Origin of the sequence: Mesorhizobium sp. M0898 (assembly GCF_040319695.1) — a bacterium.
GTDB lineage: Bacteria > Pseudomonadota > Alphaproteobacteria > Rhizobiales > Rhizobiaceae > Mesorhizobium.
Genome location: NZ_JAMYOE010000027.1, coordinates 1 through 15,435 on the forward strand (window position 1 = coordinate 1; position 15,435 = coordinate 15,435).

The window sequence follows — 15,435 nt, forward strand, 5'->3', positions numbered from 1 at the left end:
CGACCGCGAAGACGACCGTGCTCCCGGCAAACGACACCTCAATACAAATTTGGGCTTGCATTTCGGTCCGCGATTAGACGACTGAGACACTACCCAAGCCATTGTCTCTTGAACTGACTCCCCTCGCGCGCGTGCGCGTAATGGTCGCGAATTACCCTTGCTCGTCAGGGGTAATGGCCATGATTGCCACTCTTTAGCAACGGGCCGTGCGACACCGCATCGCGCGCCTATTGCTTCTGGAAATTCTCACAAGCCCCAGGTGCCGAACTTTCAAAAGGTGGGGCTTGTCTGAGCTAGATTCATCTTCATCGCCAACGACCGGAACCTTCCCTGCACCAATTTTGACATACAGCGCGTGGCGCTGCTCGCAATAGCGAGAGCCCGCCACCGTGAGGCAGCGGGCGTCCGGTCTGTCCAAATCTCACACAGTGCTATTACGCGCCACCCGCAGGATTTCGCCCATGATATCGTCTAGCTCTTCGGATGCGCCGTGGTGCCACGCCTGATAGACGCGGGCCTTCACTGCAAGATCCTCGATATTGGAAGCTTCCGCTGACATCACAGCCTTAGCAGCATCGGAAGTCCTCCACATTTGTCGCTCATATGCTCGGTCGATCTTTGCGAACCCGGAGCGACGCTGAGCGGCTGCTTCGGCGCGCTCGTAAACCTTCTGCGCTTCGGCATATTCGGTATCGGCGGCGCTCGCTGGCCTTGAGACGATTTCCGCCAGCGTCATTCGGCGCATCGCCTCCACCTCGGCCGGCGTCATGTCCGCCTTAACGGGTTTTGGCAGCTTCGCGCGCGCTTCCATGAAGCGTTTTTCGGCCTCGCTGTGCGCAGCAGCCTGCGCGGTCCATGTTGCGAGTTCCTCGTTGAATGTAGCTTCGAGTTCACCCAACCTCGAAACAGCCCCCATGACGGTGGTGCTGGTTGCCAACACACCCGCCATAGCGGTCGAGGCGTAAGCGGCGGTTTCGACAAATGCGCGGCGGCTGACATGCTGGTTCATAAAACTCTCCTGTACAGACGATTGGATGACGGATGCGTTTTCCGCACGCGAACTCCAGCTCAGCAGCAGTTTACGTACGAAGCCAAGGAAATGTGGATTGCGGGGATAAATGGGCATGCCTTCGCCGGCTGCCCGAACAGTGGTGTTCGGCATTTCAAGTTCTCCCGTTCTGGTTATCAGCACTTATTTACTGTGTTTGGTAACCTAAGACCGCACATAGGCATTGTCAACCGGTTTCTAGGTGTGATAACTAGAAAATGCAATTTGAGAGGCGACATGCTGACCACCGGCAACCAGTTGAAAGCAGCCCGGGCTCTTATCGGGATCGAGCAAAAGGACGTGGCCGATTTGGCTGGCGTGAACGTCAATACCGTTCGAAGCATGGAGGCGTCGGGCGCTGGCCCGATTGCTGGTCGCGCACAGAACGTGCAGGCGGTGCAGCGCGTTCTTGAGCAGCGAGGCATCGAGTTCCTGAACCACGGACGACCCGGAGTTCAGTTAAAGGATCAGCCTTGACCGCGAACACTCCTCTCGCCCCACCTGGAAGAGCCTCGCTGGTTGGCCAAGCGGACCTTCAGCCGTTTCTCATCCACGAAACCGCTCGGTGGTCCAATGGATCTTGCCGGCTATCTTCATGGGCTTGTGGATCATCAGGCGCTTAGGCAGATGCTCGGGATGGACTTCTAACAAGGTGATTTTCACCGTTGGCTTGCAGCGGCTGCAGTCGAACTTGAGCTTGAGCGGATCGGCGCCGCCGCCATAGACCATCATGAGATCAGCGGAACGGCAGTAGCGGACGTTGCCGCAGCCGCATTCCGCCTTGACGAGCATATTGTGCCGGGTCGCCTTGCCCAGAGTGTCTATCGGATCGTGCGCCCTGAGAACAGAAAAGGAACATTTTGCTTGATCGTCAAGGGCTATGGAATCTTTCGACTAACTAAGCCGAGAAACTAACCCGATGAGTGATGAATCGATCCGCCTTCCCGGCGCAATAGAGCCCGCCACACGTCCGGGCGTTCAGCATCATAGGTGCGAGCATCCCGACTGCGGCAAGGATGCAGGATGGGGCTTTGCCAAGCCCAGGCAGCCTTCGCATTGGTTCTGTTTTGAACACCGCGCCGACGGCGAAGCATATCTCTAAGGAGCGGATGATCAGAGCGCCGAAACGACCCGACCGCCCTAGCGCAAGGAAGGCGCGTCAACACTCTACGCCACGATTGCTGGGCGCCCGTCGTCACGGCGCATATGCGACGTTCCGTTAGCCGCCGATCGCGTTCCTATCCACGGCAATCGCGTGGTGGTACATTCGGTTGATTTGGCGAATGTTTTTTGTCGTCAACTCACCGGGAAACCGGGGAGGTGGTCATGAGAATTATTACGACTCTAGCATGCCTCGCCCTCCTTGCAGGTTGCACAACGGCAGGCCCCCCAGGGCCCCAGGGGCCTGTCGGTCCACAAGGTCTTCCCGGCAAGCAGGGACCTAAGGGTGCAATGGGGGCTGAGGGTCCGGCGGGGAAGGACGGCGTCGGCGGTTGGGAAATCACCCAGTATGCAAGCGCGAGTGATACAAGCCCAGACAAATCCGCACAGGCTTGGTGTCCCAAGCCAAAGGTCGTCATAGGTGGCGGTGCCAGCGCGTCAAATTCAAATGCTCTAATTTCTAGGAGCTTGCCGGTTACTTCCCCAGCTCCAGGGTGGGTAGCACAAGCGCATGTAGCGACTACGTCCCCAACAGCTTGGACGCTGACAGCATACGCCATTTGCGCGCTTGTCAAATAGTCGCGCTTGGCCGGGCCGGTGAACTTTGCGTTGTCGCGCCTTCGAGGATGGCATGATGACCACCACACAACACCCCCTAAGCCCGCGTCTCTGGATGGAGACGCGGGCCCGATCGGAGCATCTCGATCTTGCAGCAATATCGTTCGTTAAGGAGGACACTTGCTGCACGAATTGAACGTTCCGGGGTAACTCGACGTTCCACCAGGGAAACAAAAATCCTGCCGCACCTGCGTCAGACCCCGATCGTCAATACCAACTTCTGGCGATAGAATTTTCCCGTGAGATAGGCACGCTCCACGGCGAAAGGAGTGCCCGCCATGACCGTCCTCGCCTACAACCTTGCCAATGACATCAAAGGATCGTGGAGCGTCGTCTTCGTGCCTGACGAACTGCATCTGTATGTGGAATTCAGCCAGCCAGACGCCGAAACAAACCCGGTCGATTGGATGAGCGTTGATGATTTCCTTGCACGGCGCCCGAACAGCACGCTTCACAAACGAGCGCGCGACAGCTTGGTTTCACTCATTTGCAACGCGCTGACAGAGCACTGAAATCAAAATGCCCGCCGGCCGGAGCCAGCGGGCAAGGGACGATAGAGGCCCATTAGGTTTCGGAGTATAGCGAATTCCCTGTCCTCACGCATCGGCCGAATAGATGAAGCAGGGGGACGCGGCTCGAGGCCGTCGCGTGTATCGACGCCGGTAGAGCACTGGTTGAAGAGGGGCCGCGAGGTTGTGGTCGGCCGTTGAGTGGATAAGTGGTTGGTGAACGGAGCGACGCCCTTGCGGAGGCGCAGCTTTTGACGTTCAGTGCGCGGGGGGCATGCGCAAACACCATATCTTCATGGTCGTAGGGGTCGCGACCATCCTTTTAAGCGGCTGCTCCGGTTCGGGCCTAGGGATGCCTGGCTCGCCTGCTTGGTTTGCCACCACGACCCAGACGGAACAGGCAACCTATTTCCGGAACCGATGCGTCAAATCGCACTATTTCCAGGCTGCTAGTGCCTGGTCGCCAGTGATCCCCGCAAGCAATTTCCTTCCGCCGGTGACAACGGAATGGCGAAAGCGAAACTGATCGCTGATCAGCTTGTGGTCGGGATTGAGCGCATCCATGGTGCCGACAAAATCCAGTGTCGCCCTCGTCGCATGCGCCCACAGGTCGCCGGTGAAAAGGCGAAGGCGATCAGGGTGCGGAACTGGTCCGATCATCTTTTTGCCAGCGTCTGTCATATGCCAGGCAAGGCCCTCGAAGCTGGGATGACTACCCACATTCGAATAGAACTCGAAGCTCTGCTTAAGGTCGAAGGCCGCTGGCCCCCGAAGCCTTTCAAGATCCGCAAAAACCTTCCCAAAGCCGAACTTCTGGTAGCGCGTCTTGCCCTCGCAATCGAGCCAAGGCTGCGCCTTGGCTGGCCGATGGCGGAAATATTGGATCAGTTGATGGCATTCCACCAGATCACGAACTTGGTGGCCTGCTGCCGACCAGAGACCTGACAAAGCCAATTGGCCGGCCGCCCCGCAATTGTTGATCATCCGCACGCCGAGATCGACGACGACGGAAGTGGCGCGCTCAGAATTCCGGTCTCCGCGGACAACTACATCCTCGATCAGCCGCACACATCCAAGTGTGGCTGATCGATAGGCGTCGCCAAGGTTGCCGTTCTGGAACAATGGTCGGTGCTGTGCCTCGACCATACTAACATCGAAAAGCATGTTTTTTGTCCTACGTCGGCAGAGAGACTCGTCACAAACAAGTACGATATGGTTCTGCCCGCTTGTTTCTCGCCTACAAATGATGCTTTGTTGGCGAGTAAATTAAGGGAGGGCTAAATGAAATCTGCAATTCTGGCCGCATTTGCGGCATTGAGCTTAGCGGCCTTTTCCGCCAGCGCCTATGCGCACAGCGGCGGAACGGATGACAACGGTTGTCACACGAATCACAAAACTGGCCAATATCACTGCCATTAAGGGCGCCTACTATGGTCAGGTGTTTTGCGCTCGCAATCGGGTTGATTGTGGGTACGTCCGGTGCATGTGCTTGGGACGGCACGGATACCGCGACCGGGGATGCGGTTGAGATTGGTAAGGGTAATCTCGTTCGAAGGGGCGGGGACATAGAAATATTCGACAGTGGTGCTGGTGAATATCGGGACGTAACTGTTGAGAGTATCCGGCGACACGGATCGTCAGTTGAGGTCGAGGTGTACGACAACGAAAGTGGCGAGTACCGGACTCTTGAAATGGACGACGACTGATACCATCCCCACTCCTGAATCATACTCGCCTGCAAACGTGCACAGTTCTCCAGTGGCCAGAAGCGTAGGATTATCAGTGCGGATGAAAACGCCCCTCCGTGCTGGATAGGAGGAAAGATTGCGGAAGCTACTGGTGGCCGCCCTTGCCTTACTCCTCGCGTCGCCTGCCTTTGCGAGCGAATTCTGCGATGGCTTCGAGGAAGGCTACAAGATGATCAAGGGTGACAGCGTCTTCTTGCCATTCTGTCCATTCGAACCATTCACGCCATTCGGCTCGACGCCATTCCGTGAGGGGATCAAGGCCGGCATGGCCAAGGCACAGGAAGACGGTTGATCTCTCCTCGGCGATTCGCGTCGAGATGCAGGAAGGACGAGGAATGGGTTCCGGAGCTTATCTGGTCAATGTGCCTCGCGATGGCGCCGCAAAGCTATTTACTGCGTCAGGCACTCAGTTGGTCGGGGCATCCGAAACCGTATTTGAGAGCGCAGAGGGCGCGTTTGCTGCGGCGGTAGCGGCCAGGGATTCGGGCGCTTATCAGTTGGTAAGGGTATGGGTCGAAGGGCCCGGCATGGTCGATTTTCCTCAGATTGATGAGATTTACCAATACTGGATCGAAAACCCCGTCTGACGGGACGGTCGGTGGGGTTGGAGACTTGTCATCGTCAGCTGGCAGTAAATGTGAGGCTCATCGCTTTGCCGCGGTGCATGGAGAGCGTTTCGAACAATTTCGGTTCGTAGGCTATGAAGGCGAGAAGCCTATCGGGCAGCAAGTCATCAGTCGCCCACAAGACCGTAACCGGCAGCTTGCAGATCGTTGAGCCCTCGGTTGAGGCTCGTAAGAAATACTCTCCCGTGGCATCATCCAGATCGCTCACATGAGGAACTAGGGTGCTAAAGATCGGATAGTTACCCGAGCCGGGCACAATCAAAACCTCGTCCTCCATCATCACAGAGAAGCTCGGGCAGTCAAAACTCATTGTCTGCAACAGCGTGTCCCGGCTTCCAATGGCAGTCGCCAAAGCTTTCGGCCTGTTGGAAATCGTAGCTATCTGCTCGTGGTTCATTTCTGCCTCCTTACTCGACTGCGCGAGTTGTCATTCGGGATGCTGCCAACAGCGCAGCCATCGCACGCCGCTCCTCAATGGCTTCGCAGGTGAAAAGCCCGTGGCGATACTTTCCGTGGGCAGGCCCGGTAGGCGCACCACTTCGGGCGCCGTGCATCCGGCAGACGTGTTTCCCTCGAACTGCTGGGGCTCGACATTGCACGCCGCTGCGCTTGCTCTTGGCCTGGCACCGTCGAGCCGCGTGGGCCTTATGCATGGGTTTATGCATCCTTTTCCGACTCCACCCCACCCCCGCGAGCGACATTGCCTACGATAGCCTGCCCGCCCTTCTCAACGGTGACTCGCTCAACGATGACGCGTTGTTCACCCTTGCTGCGGTAGCGCTTCAGGGTGTCCACCTGGGCCGCAAAGGTGCGTGCGAGTTTATTGAAAGTCCTCTCGTTGCTATCCTGCTGTTCAAACGTCACCGAGCCTTGGAGCTTGCGCGCGAATGTCATCGTCGCCATGTGAACGGCCGCCATCTGGGTGGCGAGCATGGTTTCGAGTTGGTCGCGTGGGTCGATGCCGGCGACCATGGCCATGCCAAAGTTTAGTGTCCTCTCGTCGGTCTTTCCGTCCTTTGTCGCAAGCGTGGCGAGCGATTTGGTGATGCCGTCATAGAAGGCGAAGCTCTCGGATTTGATGGCCTCGGATTGCAGCATGTACCCGGCAATCGTATCCGCATGGTCGATGATCAGCATCACATTTGGGACGCCATCGACGCTTGCGCGCGGTTCAGTCTTGAACATGGGAAGGGGCGAGCGTTTCTTCTGCCGTGCATCAAATGCCGCGACTGCCCTTTTCTCACGGTCGGTCAGAGCATCGGGGGAATCTGGCACCAGAGCCGTCTTTTTCATCGGGACAACCACAGAGTCGCGGCTTCCTTTGCTTGAAGCGAGGGGCATTGCCTTTGATCTCCGTTGGGGTGCTGTCGAGATGGGCTTCCTGGTTCCGCATGGATGATGGTACGTTGCGAAACGGGTTCTGAGGATCTGAAGTGACACACGAACTTAATCTGTTTGTTACGGTCATGGGCGCGACGATCGCCGGGAGCTTTATCGCCGCTATAGTGATTGCGCAGGTGGTGGCCTGGTCAAAGACCCGGGATTGGCGGAAGTTGCTTGGGCCGGCATTGGTCGCAACATGGGTTATCGCCGCTCTGTATTTCGTATTCTTCCCAGACGGTGGTGACCGCCGCACGGATCTTCTGACGTTCGGATCGGCCGGTATCATTGGGGCACTATTGGCGTCCCGGGCAATATTCGGGATAATCCGCTATTCCCGTCACGAAGTGGCAGGCAATGAAGCCTATCGCGGCTCGGGTCGCGATCTGTTCGTGATCGTGCTTGCGTTCGTTCCTGTGCTGGGAACAGTTTATCTGCTGCATTAGAGACCCCCATCTGACGAAGGCGCGGCTAAACTAAGAGGCGCCTTGATAACGGGCGGCCGAGAGAGGGGAGCCGAGCTGAAGGCATCCGTCCCAGCTTGTGTTGCCCCGACGATCGACGAATTTCGAAGCAGGCTACGAATCCTCACAAGGTTTTTCGCAACGCGCGCGTCTTTCATCGCCAGCCGCTGCATTTCGCCCATGATCTGTCTGCTGACAGCCGGATCAGTCGTGGTGAGTATCTTGGCGAGTTCATTTGCTGTCGCCTCGTTGACAACAGTGGCGCGGGCCAGCGTCTTCTGAATAATAGAACCAGCAGCAGCACCAAAGCGGCCTGTCGCGAGATTGCCGACAACCCCCATATCGATCTGGTTCCCGCCGATATCCATTGCTTGCTGTGCAGTGGTCGAGTTGCCCTGAATGGCGACTTTCGTGCGCGTCTTTTGCGCCTCCCGCTCCATGGTCGATTTGAAGTCGTTGAACGATGCTTCGGACGGGAAGGTCTCTTTGAGAACGGATCGGGTCCGGGGGGAGGCGAAGATAGCCCGAACCACGTTGGCGCCGTCCTTGGCCTTCTGCACGCGGTCCACCAGGGCTTTCGAGATGCCAAGCCGAGCAAGTTGCTTGTCGCCTTCGCTCATGCCCTCAAGGGTGCGCCTTGCCAGTTCGGGATCAGCATCGAGAAGTTTGCCGCCGCGCGTGACAGCATCGAGCGATTCCGATGCCGTCGAATAGACCTTGCGCGCCTGAGCATAGGCCGGGTTGGCCTTGTCGATTTCGGTCAGCATCTCACGGCGAATGCCGGACACGATGCGGCCTAGGTTGGAGAGCTTTTCACTGCCGTTCGGGAGCGTCTCGGTTTCCGCCTGAATGGCGTCATCGAGCGAGCGCTTCATCAGATCCCATTGCCGGGCGTCAGGGACGCTCTGGATCGTGTAGCTTCCGTCGTCGGCGATCTTGGCAAAGAATTGCTGCGAAGGTATGCCCTCTGCTTCGCCCATATCTCTCGCCCGGCGTAGCGCATCCTTCATGACCTTACCCCGATCAAGGAGGGATTCAAGCTTGGCCGAAAACGGTACGGGCGTCTGGTATGCCTTGTCGTAAAGCGGCTTTGCCGCCGTCTGCCGTTGGGAGATGATGTCGTCAATGGTCGAAAAGTAGTTCTCTGGGTCGTCCAGGCCCTTCCTGACAGCTTCGGCGACACGTTCGGGCTGCGCAAGCTGTCGATCGAAGACCGCTTCCTTGAGCCTGTCCGCTCCCTTGCCTGGGATGTTTGTCGCCAGCCGACCAAGACGGCGGGTGTTGTCGCCGGCCACGTCCATCAGCATGGTAGTATCGTCGCCGGCCGCGATGGCTTCCTGCATCTTGGCGGCGGCTTGATCTGGCGTCAGGCTGTCGCGGGACAGGGCGCGCTGCGCAAGCTGGAGCGCGTTGGCTTCCGGGTTGATGGTCCCCCGGATCGCGTTCGCTGCCGGCCGCATCATGACATCGGCCAAGGTGTTATAGACCTTACCGACACCAGCCGCCGCCGCGGGGATAGCGCCACCGATGGCGGCGCCAGTGGCAGCGCCTATCGCCCCGGACTGCAGGCGATTTTCAAAACCGCCCTCGCCAGAACCAAAGCCGTAAGCTCCACCATATCCCGCACCGAGCACGGCGCCTTGGCCTACCTTGGCAAGCGCATTGGGAGCCGCTGCGGCAGGGCCGGCGATCATCCCGACGCCGATGCCGCCGGCAAGTTGCCCTGCACCACGCGCAACCGGATGCTGCTGGACATCGTTGGCGTCAACCGCGCGCTGATAGCGGAGGTTACCCTCGTAGTCGCCTTGCTTGCCTCCAAGACCGGTCAGCGCGTCCGCTTTTGCGGCAAATTCATCAGCTAAGCCAAAGCTGCCAACATCGGCAGCGCCGCGCATGAAGGCGTCAGCACTCTGGGCATCGCGGCGCATTTGACCGACAGGCAGGCCGATGGCCTTCCCTGCGTCGTAGAGGGTGTTTCCAACCCGCTCCATAACAGACGGGGTAGTTGCCTCAATCGAGCCGAAGCCCTGGACCTTGTTGCCGTCGATCGGCACTGCACCGAACTGTGTCGGATCAAACGGGACGGCGCCGGCTGCGACTGGATCGAACGCCGGTTTCGTTCCTTGCTGACCGCCGCCATAGAATTTGGCTTGGCTCTCGTGCAAGGATTCGGCATATCGAGTGGCATCGTCCGGATTGTCGAAGATGCCGAGATGCTGGCCAGTCTGGCGATAGAGCTTGATGGCGTCCTGATTGCTCAGGATTTTGCCATCGGGCGAAACGGTCGGAATGAGGATTTCCGGGCCGCCCTCGCTTTCGGAAAAAGACATCGAGCGCACGGTGCTGATCGTGCCGTCCGCGTTCTTCACGACGGGTCGTTTCGACAGGTCTATATTGCCCGGCTTCACAAGCCCCGGAAAGTTGCCGGCTGGTCCAGCGCCATCCCCTGCCGCGATGGGCGGCGGTTGGCTGGCCTGCGGCGGCACGAACGGAACTGGCTTGTGTGGCTGCTGGACCTGATAGCCGGGCAACAGAGCGGCTGGCGCTACTGGCGCCGGACCTGCCCTCACTGGCGTGACCGGTGGAACGTGCGGTGGCAATGGATGCATAAACACGCGCCCATCGTCCGGCATTGGCTGCTGGGCTGCTACTGGCTGCACGAGATTGTCGAGCGCGTTGGACGCTGGACTGGCGGGCTGGTCAGGCGCGAATGCGGCCTGTGTCGGGGCAGGCGCGGCAGTAGGTGCAGGCGCATCGAGAGCAACAGCGCCAAACGCGGTCGGGTCGAAGGTCGGCTTGTCTTGTGCGCCATCAACAAGCGCCATCATGCCAAGACCACGGCTTTTCGCGCCGGGGAAGCGCGAGGCCTGCGTTTCTGTCAGGCCCTTCTCCCATGAGCCGCCGGCCATGCCGAGCTTTGCCGAACCGCCAAGGTCGAAGTGCATGGTGTCCATTGCACCATACTTGCCCTTAGGGCCGCCGAAATAACCGCCCCAACGGAAGTTCTGGGCAAGGCTCGGGTATTTCTCCATCTGGACCTTGCGGGCTTCCTGTGCCAGCTTTTCGTAGGCAGAGAAGCCGCCCGCGTCCTGATAGTTCGGGACCGCCTTTCCATCCGCACCAATGATCCGGACATCGGTTGCCATGCCCTTGCCATGGAAACGGCGATCGCCCGGCCGATAGCCGGAAAACGCCTCGACCTTAACGCCAATCCTGTTCGCTGCTTCCTGTAAAATGTCAACGAGCGCAGGGTTCACATGGTCGGCGCCTTGCGCGACGAAGTTGCCGGCGGTCGAGAAGTATTGATCGGTCACTGCCTATCTCTCATTGCGGGGATCATGCGGTACGCCAGAAGCTGATACGGGTATAAATCTCCACCTCTGAAAAGCCGGAAGCCACCCCGAACCCATCCGCTCTGGTAGAGCTGCTCTGGTGCTCAAGCCGATACGTCTTCCCAGCCACAACGGCGCAACTGCCTACCGAGAGCGAACCCGAATCGGGGGACGTGTCGTTCCACGCTGTCGATCCGACCCCAGCAACCGTGGAATCCGTGACGTTGTAGAGCCTTGTCTTATTACCCTGGACGCCCTTTGCAGGCGCCGACCACTCCACCCACCCGGCAATCGTCGAAACGAAGGTGTTCGCCGAGACTGTGATCAATGAGCCGGGATCAAGTAATTTTGTATTCAGATCGCGGGTTCGCCAAGCGCCCAGCGTAAATGTTCCGCCGCCCGTACCAGTCGTTTTCTGGTCAACGAAGACCGCATCGGGAGCGCCGCCCAATCGGGCACCGTTGACATAGACAGCGGTGACATTGAGCGTATTGACGCCCTTGTCGCCACCGGTTGCTCCCGGAGTCCAGACGCCTTGCGCGATGTTCAGGCGATTGGCATAAGTGCCGGCCACCATCGTCTTGACGCTGAGTTCGCCATCTTCGGAAGCGTCGGTGTTGTCGATGACCGTCTTGGCGAGCCCTGCATAGGTCGTGACATTTGAAGCGCTATCGGTCCCCTTGAACGATACATCGCCAGTCGTTGACAGATCGCCGGTAAAATCAGCGCCGGTCAGATGCGCGACGGAACCGTACAATTCAACGATGGCATCTTGAACGTTGGTCGAGGAGAACCCAATTCCAGAGCCATCGAAACTGACATCTTCCGCCAGGATGTTGTCAGCCTGCCCCGTCGAATAGACCGGATCTCGGCTATAAACGAGGACATCCGCCGATGTCGTCAGCGTGGCCTTGAATTTTGTTTCAGCAATGAAGCAGAGGGGGAAGACGCCGGCACTGTCAGAGATCATCGGGTTGGCGATCGGCGTAGTCAGCGCCTCGTCGCTGAACAGCGAAAGCAGCGTTGTCGTCGCCGTTTGGAAGATAGACAGCTTTGCCCCAACGCGAGGGTTTGCACTCGCGTCCAGCGTCTGGAATAGAGGTGGCGTCAAAAATTGGGACACGACTTAGGCCGTCCCGCTCTTGCGGCCCTGTCTAACTGCGCCAACGCCCGACTGCCGCAATAGCTCGCTGAGCGTGAGACCTTGCTGCTGCGCAAATTTTACCAGCCGGCGCTTCTCGTCGCTTGCAACCCGGACGCGGATTATTCCATCCATTTTTCTCATGTAGCTGTCGCCCTTTGGAACATGGGCGGATTCTACCAGAGACGAGGCGGGTGTCCACAAATTCTCATGTTAGAACAAGGGCTTAATAACAATCCATGGTCGTCCAAAGACGTTCATGGGTGTCTTGCAACGTCCAATCCGGAGGCAAAAGAACGCAATAATATTGCTTAACTGAGACATCATGCGCAATGAAATATCGCCATTTTGAGGACATTGCCGATCGTGGCTTACAGTGGAATTGCAACGGCTACGAGCTGACTGGTCTTGCGTCTTCCGTGTAGGATGACGCCAATGCTGCAACACTGGGCTTGGAACTCATCTGATTCTCAGATTTGCGACCTAGCACTCCTAATTCAAGAGACAGAAATAAACAGAGATGCCAGAAGATGGTTCAGTTCGGGATTGGCTTGACCATCCTGATGTCCAAGCAGTAATTCCCTATTTTGAAGAAATCGTTGGCGAATCTGATAGAGGCGCGACACTCATAACGGCAGAAATAATCAACATGGCGTTAGAAAAGTTGATCGTCTCTTGCCTTCCACCTTTCTTGACTTCGAGAAAGAGACGAAAAGATATCTTAGATTTTAGTGGACCGCTGGGTACCTTCTCAGCCCGTATTAAATTTGCGGCAATTCAAGGTTGGATCAGTGAGACAGCATTCAATGCCGTTGAAGCGCTGCGAGAGCTCCGCAACGTGGCCGCTCACATCGATGCGGCGTTCAGTCTTGGGGACGCTGAGAACAAAGCGCGACTATCTCGCTTCCTGGAAACTGGCGACGGAGTTGCAGTGCAGATTCACAACATCAACGTGGGATTGCTTGTAACCGACTATTTCGAGAAGCTGAAGTCGAGCGGTCCGGCAATCCGGGACGAGATTGGTATTAACCCGTTTGAAACCAATCAGATGATTGCGGACGAGCTAACTAAACGGCCAGATTGGTCAAAGCCTCTCGAGGAAAGGCTGCCCAAACTCAATATGGCCGTGGGAGCCTATCTCTTTGTCGGGCTTCTGACCCTCGGCGCGTCCAAAAAGGGTAGCCAGGCTATCTGAACAGCGGCGCGAGATTATTCACCGCCAACTTCAGAAAGCGTGACGGCAAGGTCTTAGGCGGATCGTTTGCTAAAAACCCGACGATGCACTGGGCCAAGGCGGCTGAAATGGTGCGGCGATCTGTGAAGCTGCTCGCACTGGCAATCGGGTGAAACTCCTGGCAATGCCTACCGCTTCGTTCACGCCCCTTTATGCTTAGCTAGAACATCATTCCAATCTTCGCCGACGGCCGTGGGTATCTCGACGTGGACGATAAGGCCTTTAATGGCCAAGCGATGCGCCAATGCGAAAGCCGCTGCGTGCCCGCCGAACTTCGCATCATTGTCGCCGAAGATAACGACCTCGGTTACGCCTTGAGGGGGTATCCATTTCTCGATCCCTGTGGAGTTTAGCGCCGACCAGCAGGGGATTTCGAACAGAGCGGTAGCCGCCAATGCGGTCTCGATCCCTTCAGCGATCCCGAGCGCGCCGGTCGTGGAGATGGGATGCAGCCGAACGCAGGCGCCCGCCGGCATCAAGCCAGGCATCATCTTGCGAGGCTCTACAACGTGAGCCTTGCGGCCATCGTGCGTCAGATAGGTTCGATGGATGTTGATCGGATTGCCGTCGACATCTGCCAGCGCAGCCAGCATCGCCGGATGCCAAGATACGACCCGATCATCGCCGTCCAGATGTTTGGCTCGCGGCGCAAATTGCAAAGCCGTGGGATAAGCATCGCAACCGAGGCCACGGTTTCGCAGATATCTATCGACAGGATCGCCGGCTGTGATGTCGGTCGCCGAGCGCCAAAGCCTAGCCAGCGCGGTGCGCTGTTCCTCGACCGTCATCGTCTTCTTTGGCTTGTGGACCGGCGACATGCCTATCAACCGTTCGATCAGGGTCGCCGCCGTTTTGAAGTCGACACCGTTCTTTTTCATCACTAGGTGAACGCCATCGCCGGCACCGCATTGTGAGCAGATCCACGTGCCGTTCCCGTCTTTATCGTCAAAGCGGAAACGATCCTTGCCGCCGCAGATCGGACACGGCCGATGACGACCAGTAAGGTCTTCATCTGGAATGCCAATGCCGCTCAGGATGCCGCGCCACCGGCCTCGTGCTTTATCGCGAAGCTTTTCAGTCATGCGATGCCCCCGAAAGCATCCTTACCAAGAGCATCACGGAGCGGGGACGTGCTCTTCCCCCTTGAGGGTTTTCCTTCTTGGATAGGATTATTTGTATGTGTTTGTGACTGTGAGTAGCTTAGGCCCGGCTTTCCAACGGCTTTCGTCGTTTCAAAAGCCTGGCTTTCCAATGGCTTTTCGCCAAGGTTTTCATTCTTGCGGGGCCGTCCACCTTTTTTACCCGCAGCAGACAGTTTTTCGAACTTCATTTCCGCTTTCGCGCGCTCGGCTTCCACACGTGAATGAAACCAGCCGGCGCCGAAGAATGGCCTCACGGCCGGTCTAATCGCCGTCCATTGGTCAGGTGACAGTCGCGTGATGCGCGCGAGTCTTGCATCGTCGTCCGGCAGCCCGTTTTGCTGCCAGTAGTGCATGATCAGAAGTAGGTATGCCCCATGCTCTTCAGTGCTGAGGTGCGTGGTGTCCGCAAGATAGTCGGCGATGTAAAGCGGCATCCAATGAAGGTCGCTCATGTGCCGACCTCCAGAGGCAAACTTGCCTCACGTGCGGCAGCGAACTCGCCATAATGGTGTTGTTCAGCTTCGACGCGCGCAGCGACCGCTTCGGCGAAACTGCCAAAGGTTCCAAGTACGCAGTTTTGAAGGTCGACACCGATAAAGGCTTGCCAACGGCCACTGGCCGTCTGCGTAACGCCGACCCTGCCGCTACTGTTTCGCTTGCCCGGACGGCGGTTTCGCGCGTTCTGGAGCGGGGTAGCTTCTCGCAGATTTGTCCAACGATTGTCTGCACGCATGCCATTCTTGTGGTCAACCTGATGGGTTGGCCACTTGCCAGTCATGATCAGCCAAATAACGCGGTGTGCCTTGTAGAGCCGATAGTCGATCTCGACCTGGGTATAGCCTTCACTCGTCCGCGTGCCTGCTAGCGCACCGCTCAGGGTACCCGGGCGGGCGACGCGCCAATTCACGGCGCCGGTTTCAGGATTGTAGATCAGCAGAGCCCTTGCGCGCTCGGCAGTGAGGGCTGGAAGTTGGGGGCGGGAGGCCATCAGCGCACCCCCAGCCCTGCCAGTCGGCAGACCTCGAATGCGGT

The 15,435-nt window shown here is 57.9% G+C and carries 19 protein-coding genes; 8 read left to right on the forward strand and 11 right to left on the reverse strand.

The genetic code is table 11. The features are described 5' to 3' along the window. Positions 1 to 421: 421 nt before the first annotated feature. Entirely contained in the window at positions 422 to 1,162 is a 741-nt protein-coding gene (locus NKH90_RS23535) for a hypothetical protein (RefSeq protein ID WP_352821240.1), read from the reverse strand. A gap of 123 nt (positions 1,163 to 1,285) precedes the next feature. On the opposite strand from NKH90_RS23535, the gene NKH90_RS23540 reads away from it, so the two are divergent. Beyond that, positions 1,286 to 1,525, forward strand: coding sequence for a helix-turn-helix transcriptional regulator (locus NKH90_RS23540; protein WP_352821242.1), 240 nt, complete (start codon positions 1,286 to 1,288; stop codon positions 1,523 to 1,525). A 69-nt stretch (positions 1,526 to 1,594) separates the two neighbouring features. Here the strand turns inward: NKH90_RS23540 and NKH90_RS23545 are convergent, their stop codons facing one another. Continuing rightward, a complete protein-coding gene (locus tag NKH90_RS23545; RefSeq protein ID WP_352821244.1) occupies positions 1,595 to 1,840 on the reverse strand; it encodes a hypothetical protein in 246 nt (81 codons plus the stop codon). A gap of 1,265 nt (positions 1,841 to 3,105) precedes the next feature. Between NKH90_RS23545 and NKH90_RS23550 the strand changes: the two genes are divergently transcribed. After that, on the forward strand, positions 3,106 to 3,339 hold the full coding sequence (locus tag NKH90_RS23550) for a hypothetical protein (RefSeq protein ID WP_352821247.1): 234 nt from the start codon (positions 3,106 to 3,108) through the stop codon (positions 3,337 to 3,339). 432 nt (positions 3,340 to 3,771) lie between these two features. Here the strand turns inward: NKH90_RS23550 and NKH90_RS23555 are convergent, their stop codons facing one another. Further along, positions 3,772 to 4,482, reverse strand: coding sequence for a hypothetical protein (locus tag NKH90_RS23555; protein WP_352821250.1), 711 nt, complete (start codon positions 4,480 to 4,482; stop codon positions 3,772 to 3,774). 135 nt (positions 4,483 to 4,617) lie between these two features. Here NKH90_RS23555 and NKH90_RS23560 point away from each other — a divergent pair, with 135 nt between their 5' ends. The 4 genes from NKH90_RS23560 to NKH90_RS23575 all read left to right on the forward strand — a co-directional run bounded on the left by NKH90_RS23560 (position 4,618) and on the right by NKH90_RS23575 (position 5,671). Continuing rightward, a complete protein-coding gene (locus NKH90_RS23560) occupies positions 4,618 to 4,755 on the forward strand; it encodes a YHYH domain-containing protein (protein WP_352821253.1) in 138 nt (45 codons plus the stop codon). Between the two features lie 11 nt (positions 4,756 to 4,766). Next, a complete protein-coding gene (locus NKH90_RS23565) occupies positions 4,767 to 5,042 on the forward strand; it encodes a DUF5334 family protein (RefSeq protein ID WP_352821256.1) in 276 nt (91 codons plus the stop codon). A gap of 133 nt (positions 5,043 to 5,175) precedes the next feature. Beyond that, positions 5,176 to 5,376 (forward strand): hypothetical protein, encoded by a 201-nt coding sequence (locus tag NKH90_RS23570; protein WP_352821258.1) that lies wholly within the window; start codon positions 5,176 to 5,178, stop codon positions 5,374 to 5,376. Between the two features lie 43 nt (positions 5,377 to 5,419). Then, complete coding sequence (locus NKH90_RS23575; protein WP_352821260.1) at positions 5,420 to 5,671, forward strand: hypothetical protein; 252 nt, start codon at positions 5,420 to 5,422, stop codon at positions 5,669 to 5,671. 34 nt (positions 5,672 to 5,705) lie between these two features. On the opposite strand, the gene NKH90_RS23580 is transcribed toward NKH90_RS23575, so the two are convergent. Both NKH90_RS23580 and NKH90_RS23585 read right to left on the reverse strand, forming a co-directional pair. Then, entirely contained in the window at positions 5,706 to 6,107 is a 402-nt protein-coding gene (locus NKH90_RS23580; RefSeq protein ID WP_352821261.1) for a hypothetical protein, read from the reverse strand. 260 nt (positions 6,108 to 6,367) lie between these two features. Next, entirely contained in the window at positions 6,368 to 7,003 is a 636-nt protein-coding gene (locus tag NKH90_RS23585) for a hypothetical protein (protein ID WP_352821263.1), read from the reverse strand. A 140-nt stretch (positions 7,004 to 7,143) separates the two neighbouring features. On the opposite strand from NKH90_RS23585, the gene NKH90_RS23590 reads away from it, so the two are divergent. Then, positions 7,144 to 7,536 (forward strand): hypothetical protein, encoded by a 393-nt coding sequence (locus NKH90_RS23590; protein ID WP_352821265.1) that lies wholly within the window; start codon positions 7,144 to 7,146, stop codon positions 7,534 to 7,536. Here the strand turns inward: NKH90_RS23590 and NKH90_RS23595 are convergent. Genes NKH90_RS23595 through NKH90_RS34885 form a run of 3 tightly spaced genes read right to left on the reverse strand, consistent with a single transcriptional unit; the run spans position 7,533 to position 12,171 of the window. After that, positions 7,533 to 10,868, reverse strand: a complete 3,336-nt coding sequence (locus NKH90_RS23595; RefSeq protein ID WP_352821267.1) for a hypothetical protein — start codon at positions 10,866 to 10,868, stop codon at positions 7,533 to 7,535. The genes NKH90_RS23590 and NKH90_RS23595 overlap by 4 nt on opposite strands. 22 nt (positions 10,869 to 10,890) lie before the next feature. Then, positions 10,891 to 12,009, reverse strand: coding sequence for a hypothetical protein (locus NKH90_RS23600; RefSeq protein WP_352821270.1), 1,119 nt, complete (start codon positions 12,007 to 12,009; stop codon positions 10,891 to 10,893). Positions 12,010 to 12,012: 3 nt separating this feature from the next. Next, complete coding sequence (locus NKH90_RS34885; RefSeq protein ID WP_502898869.1) at positions 12,013 to 12,171, reverse strand: plasmid mobilization protein; 159 nt, start codon at positions 12,169 to 12,171, stop codon at positions 12,013 to 12,015. Between the two features lie 376 nt (positions 12,172 to 12,547). Between NKH90_RS34885 and NKH90_RS23605 the strand changes: the two genes are divergently transcribed. Further along, positions 12,548 to 13,222, forward strand: coding sequence for a hypothetical protein (locus NKH90_RS23605; protein ID WP_352821273.1), 675 nt, complete (start codon positions 12,548 to 12,550; stop codon positions 13,220 to 13,222). A 179-nt stretch (positions 13,223 to 13,401) separates the two neighbouring features. On the opposite strand, the gene NKH90_RS23610 is transcribed toward NKH90_RS23605, so the two are convergent. Genes NKH90_RS23610 through NKH90_RS23620 form a run of 3 tightly spaced genes read right to left on the reverse strand, consistent with a single transcriptional unit; the run spans position 13,402 to position 15,391 of the window. After that, on the reverse strand, positions 13,402 to 14,343 hold the full coding sequence (locus NKH90_RS23610; RefSeq protein ID WP_352821275.1) for a DUF7146 domain-containing protein: 942 nt from the start codon (positions 14,341 to 14,343) through the stop codon (positions 13,402 to 13,404). Continuing rightward, positions 14,340 to 14,855: a YdaU family protein gene (locus NKH90_RS23615; RefSeq protein ID WP_352821277.1), complete on the reverse strand. Its 516-nt coding sequence runs from the start codon at positions 14,853 to 14,855 to the stop codon at positions 14,340 to 14,342. The genes NKH90_RS23610 and NKH90_RS23615 overlap by 4 nt, the downstream gene beginning before the upstream one ends. After that, positions 14,852 to 15,391: an HNH endonuclease signature motif containing protein gene (locus NKH90_RS23620; protein WP_352821279.1), complete on the reverse strand. Its 540-nt coding sequence runs from the start codon at positions 15,389 to 15,391 to the stop codon at positions 14,852 to 14,854. The genes NKH90_RS23615 and NKH90_RS23620 overlap by 4 nt, the downstream gene beginning before the upstream one ends. Between the last annotated feature and the right edge of the window lie 44 nt (positions 15,392 to 15,435).

Excerpts from the sequence above, each read along its gene's own strand:
- NKH90_RS23615 (WP_352821277.1), bottom strand. The coding sequence starts at position 14,855 with ATGAGCGACCTTCATTGGATGCCGCTTTACATCGCCGACTATCTTGCG.
- NKH90_RS23555 (WP_352821250.1), bottom strand. The coding sequence starts at position 4,482 with ATGGTCGAGGCACAGCACCGACCATTGTTCCAGAACGGCAACCTTGGC.
- NKH90_RS23545 (WP_352821244.1), bottom strand. The coding sequence starts at position 1,840 with ATGCTCGTCAAGGCGGAATGCGGCTGCGGCAACGTCCGCTACTGCCGT.
- NKH90_RS23575 (WP_352821260.1), top strand. The coding sequence starts at position 5,420 with ATGGGTTCCGGAGCTTATCTGGTCAATGTGCCTCGCGATGGCGCCGCA.
- NKH90_RS23540 (WP_352821242.1), top strand. The coding sequence starts at position 1,286 with ATGCTGACCACCGGCAACCAGTTGAAAGCAGCCCGGGCTCTTATCGGG.
- NKH90_RS23585 (WP_352821263.1), bottom strand. The coding sequence starts at position 7,003 with ATGAAAAAGACGGCTCTGGTGCCAGATTCCCCCGATGCTCTGACCGAC.
- NKH90_RS23550 (WP_352821247.1), top strand. The coding sequence starts at position 3,106 with ATGACCGTCCTCGCCTACAACCTTGCCAATGACATCAAAGGATCGTGG.
- NKH90_RS23535 (WP_352821240.1), bottom strand. The coding sequence starts at position 1,162 with ATGCCGAACACCACTGTTCGGGCAGCCGGCGAAGGCATGCCCATTTAT.
- NKH90_RS23560 (WP_352821253.1), top strand. The coding sequence starts at position 4,618 with ATGAAATCTGCAATTCTGGCCGCATTTGCGGCATTGAGCTTAGCGGCC.
- NKH90_RS23620 (WP_352821279.1), bottom strand. The coding sequence starts at position 15,391 with ATGGCCTCCCGCCCCCAACTTCCAGCCCTCACTGCCGAGCGCGCAAGG.
- NKH90_RS23605 (WP_352821273.1), top strand. The coding sequence starts at position 12,548 with ATGCCAGAAGATGGTTCAGTTCGGGATTGGCTTGACCATCCTGATGTC.
- NKH90_RS34885 (WP_502898869.1), bottom strand. The coding sequence starts at position 12,171 with ATGAGAAAAATGGATGGAATAATCCGCGTCCGGGTTGCAAGCGACGAG.
- NKH90_RS23580 (WP_352821261.1), bottom strand. The coding sequence starts at position 6,107 with ATGAACCACGAGCAGATAGCTACGATTTCCAACAGGCCGAAAGCTTTG.
- NKH90_RS23565 (WP_352821256.1), top strand. The coding sequence starts at position 4,767 with ATGGTCAGGTGTTTTGCGCTCGCAATCGGGTTGATTGTGGGTACGTCC.
- NKH90_RS23610 (WP_352821275.1), bottom strand. The coding sequence starts at position 14,343 with ATGACTGAAAAGCTTCGCGATAAAGCACGAGGCCGGTGGCGCGGCATC.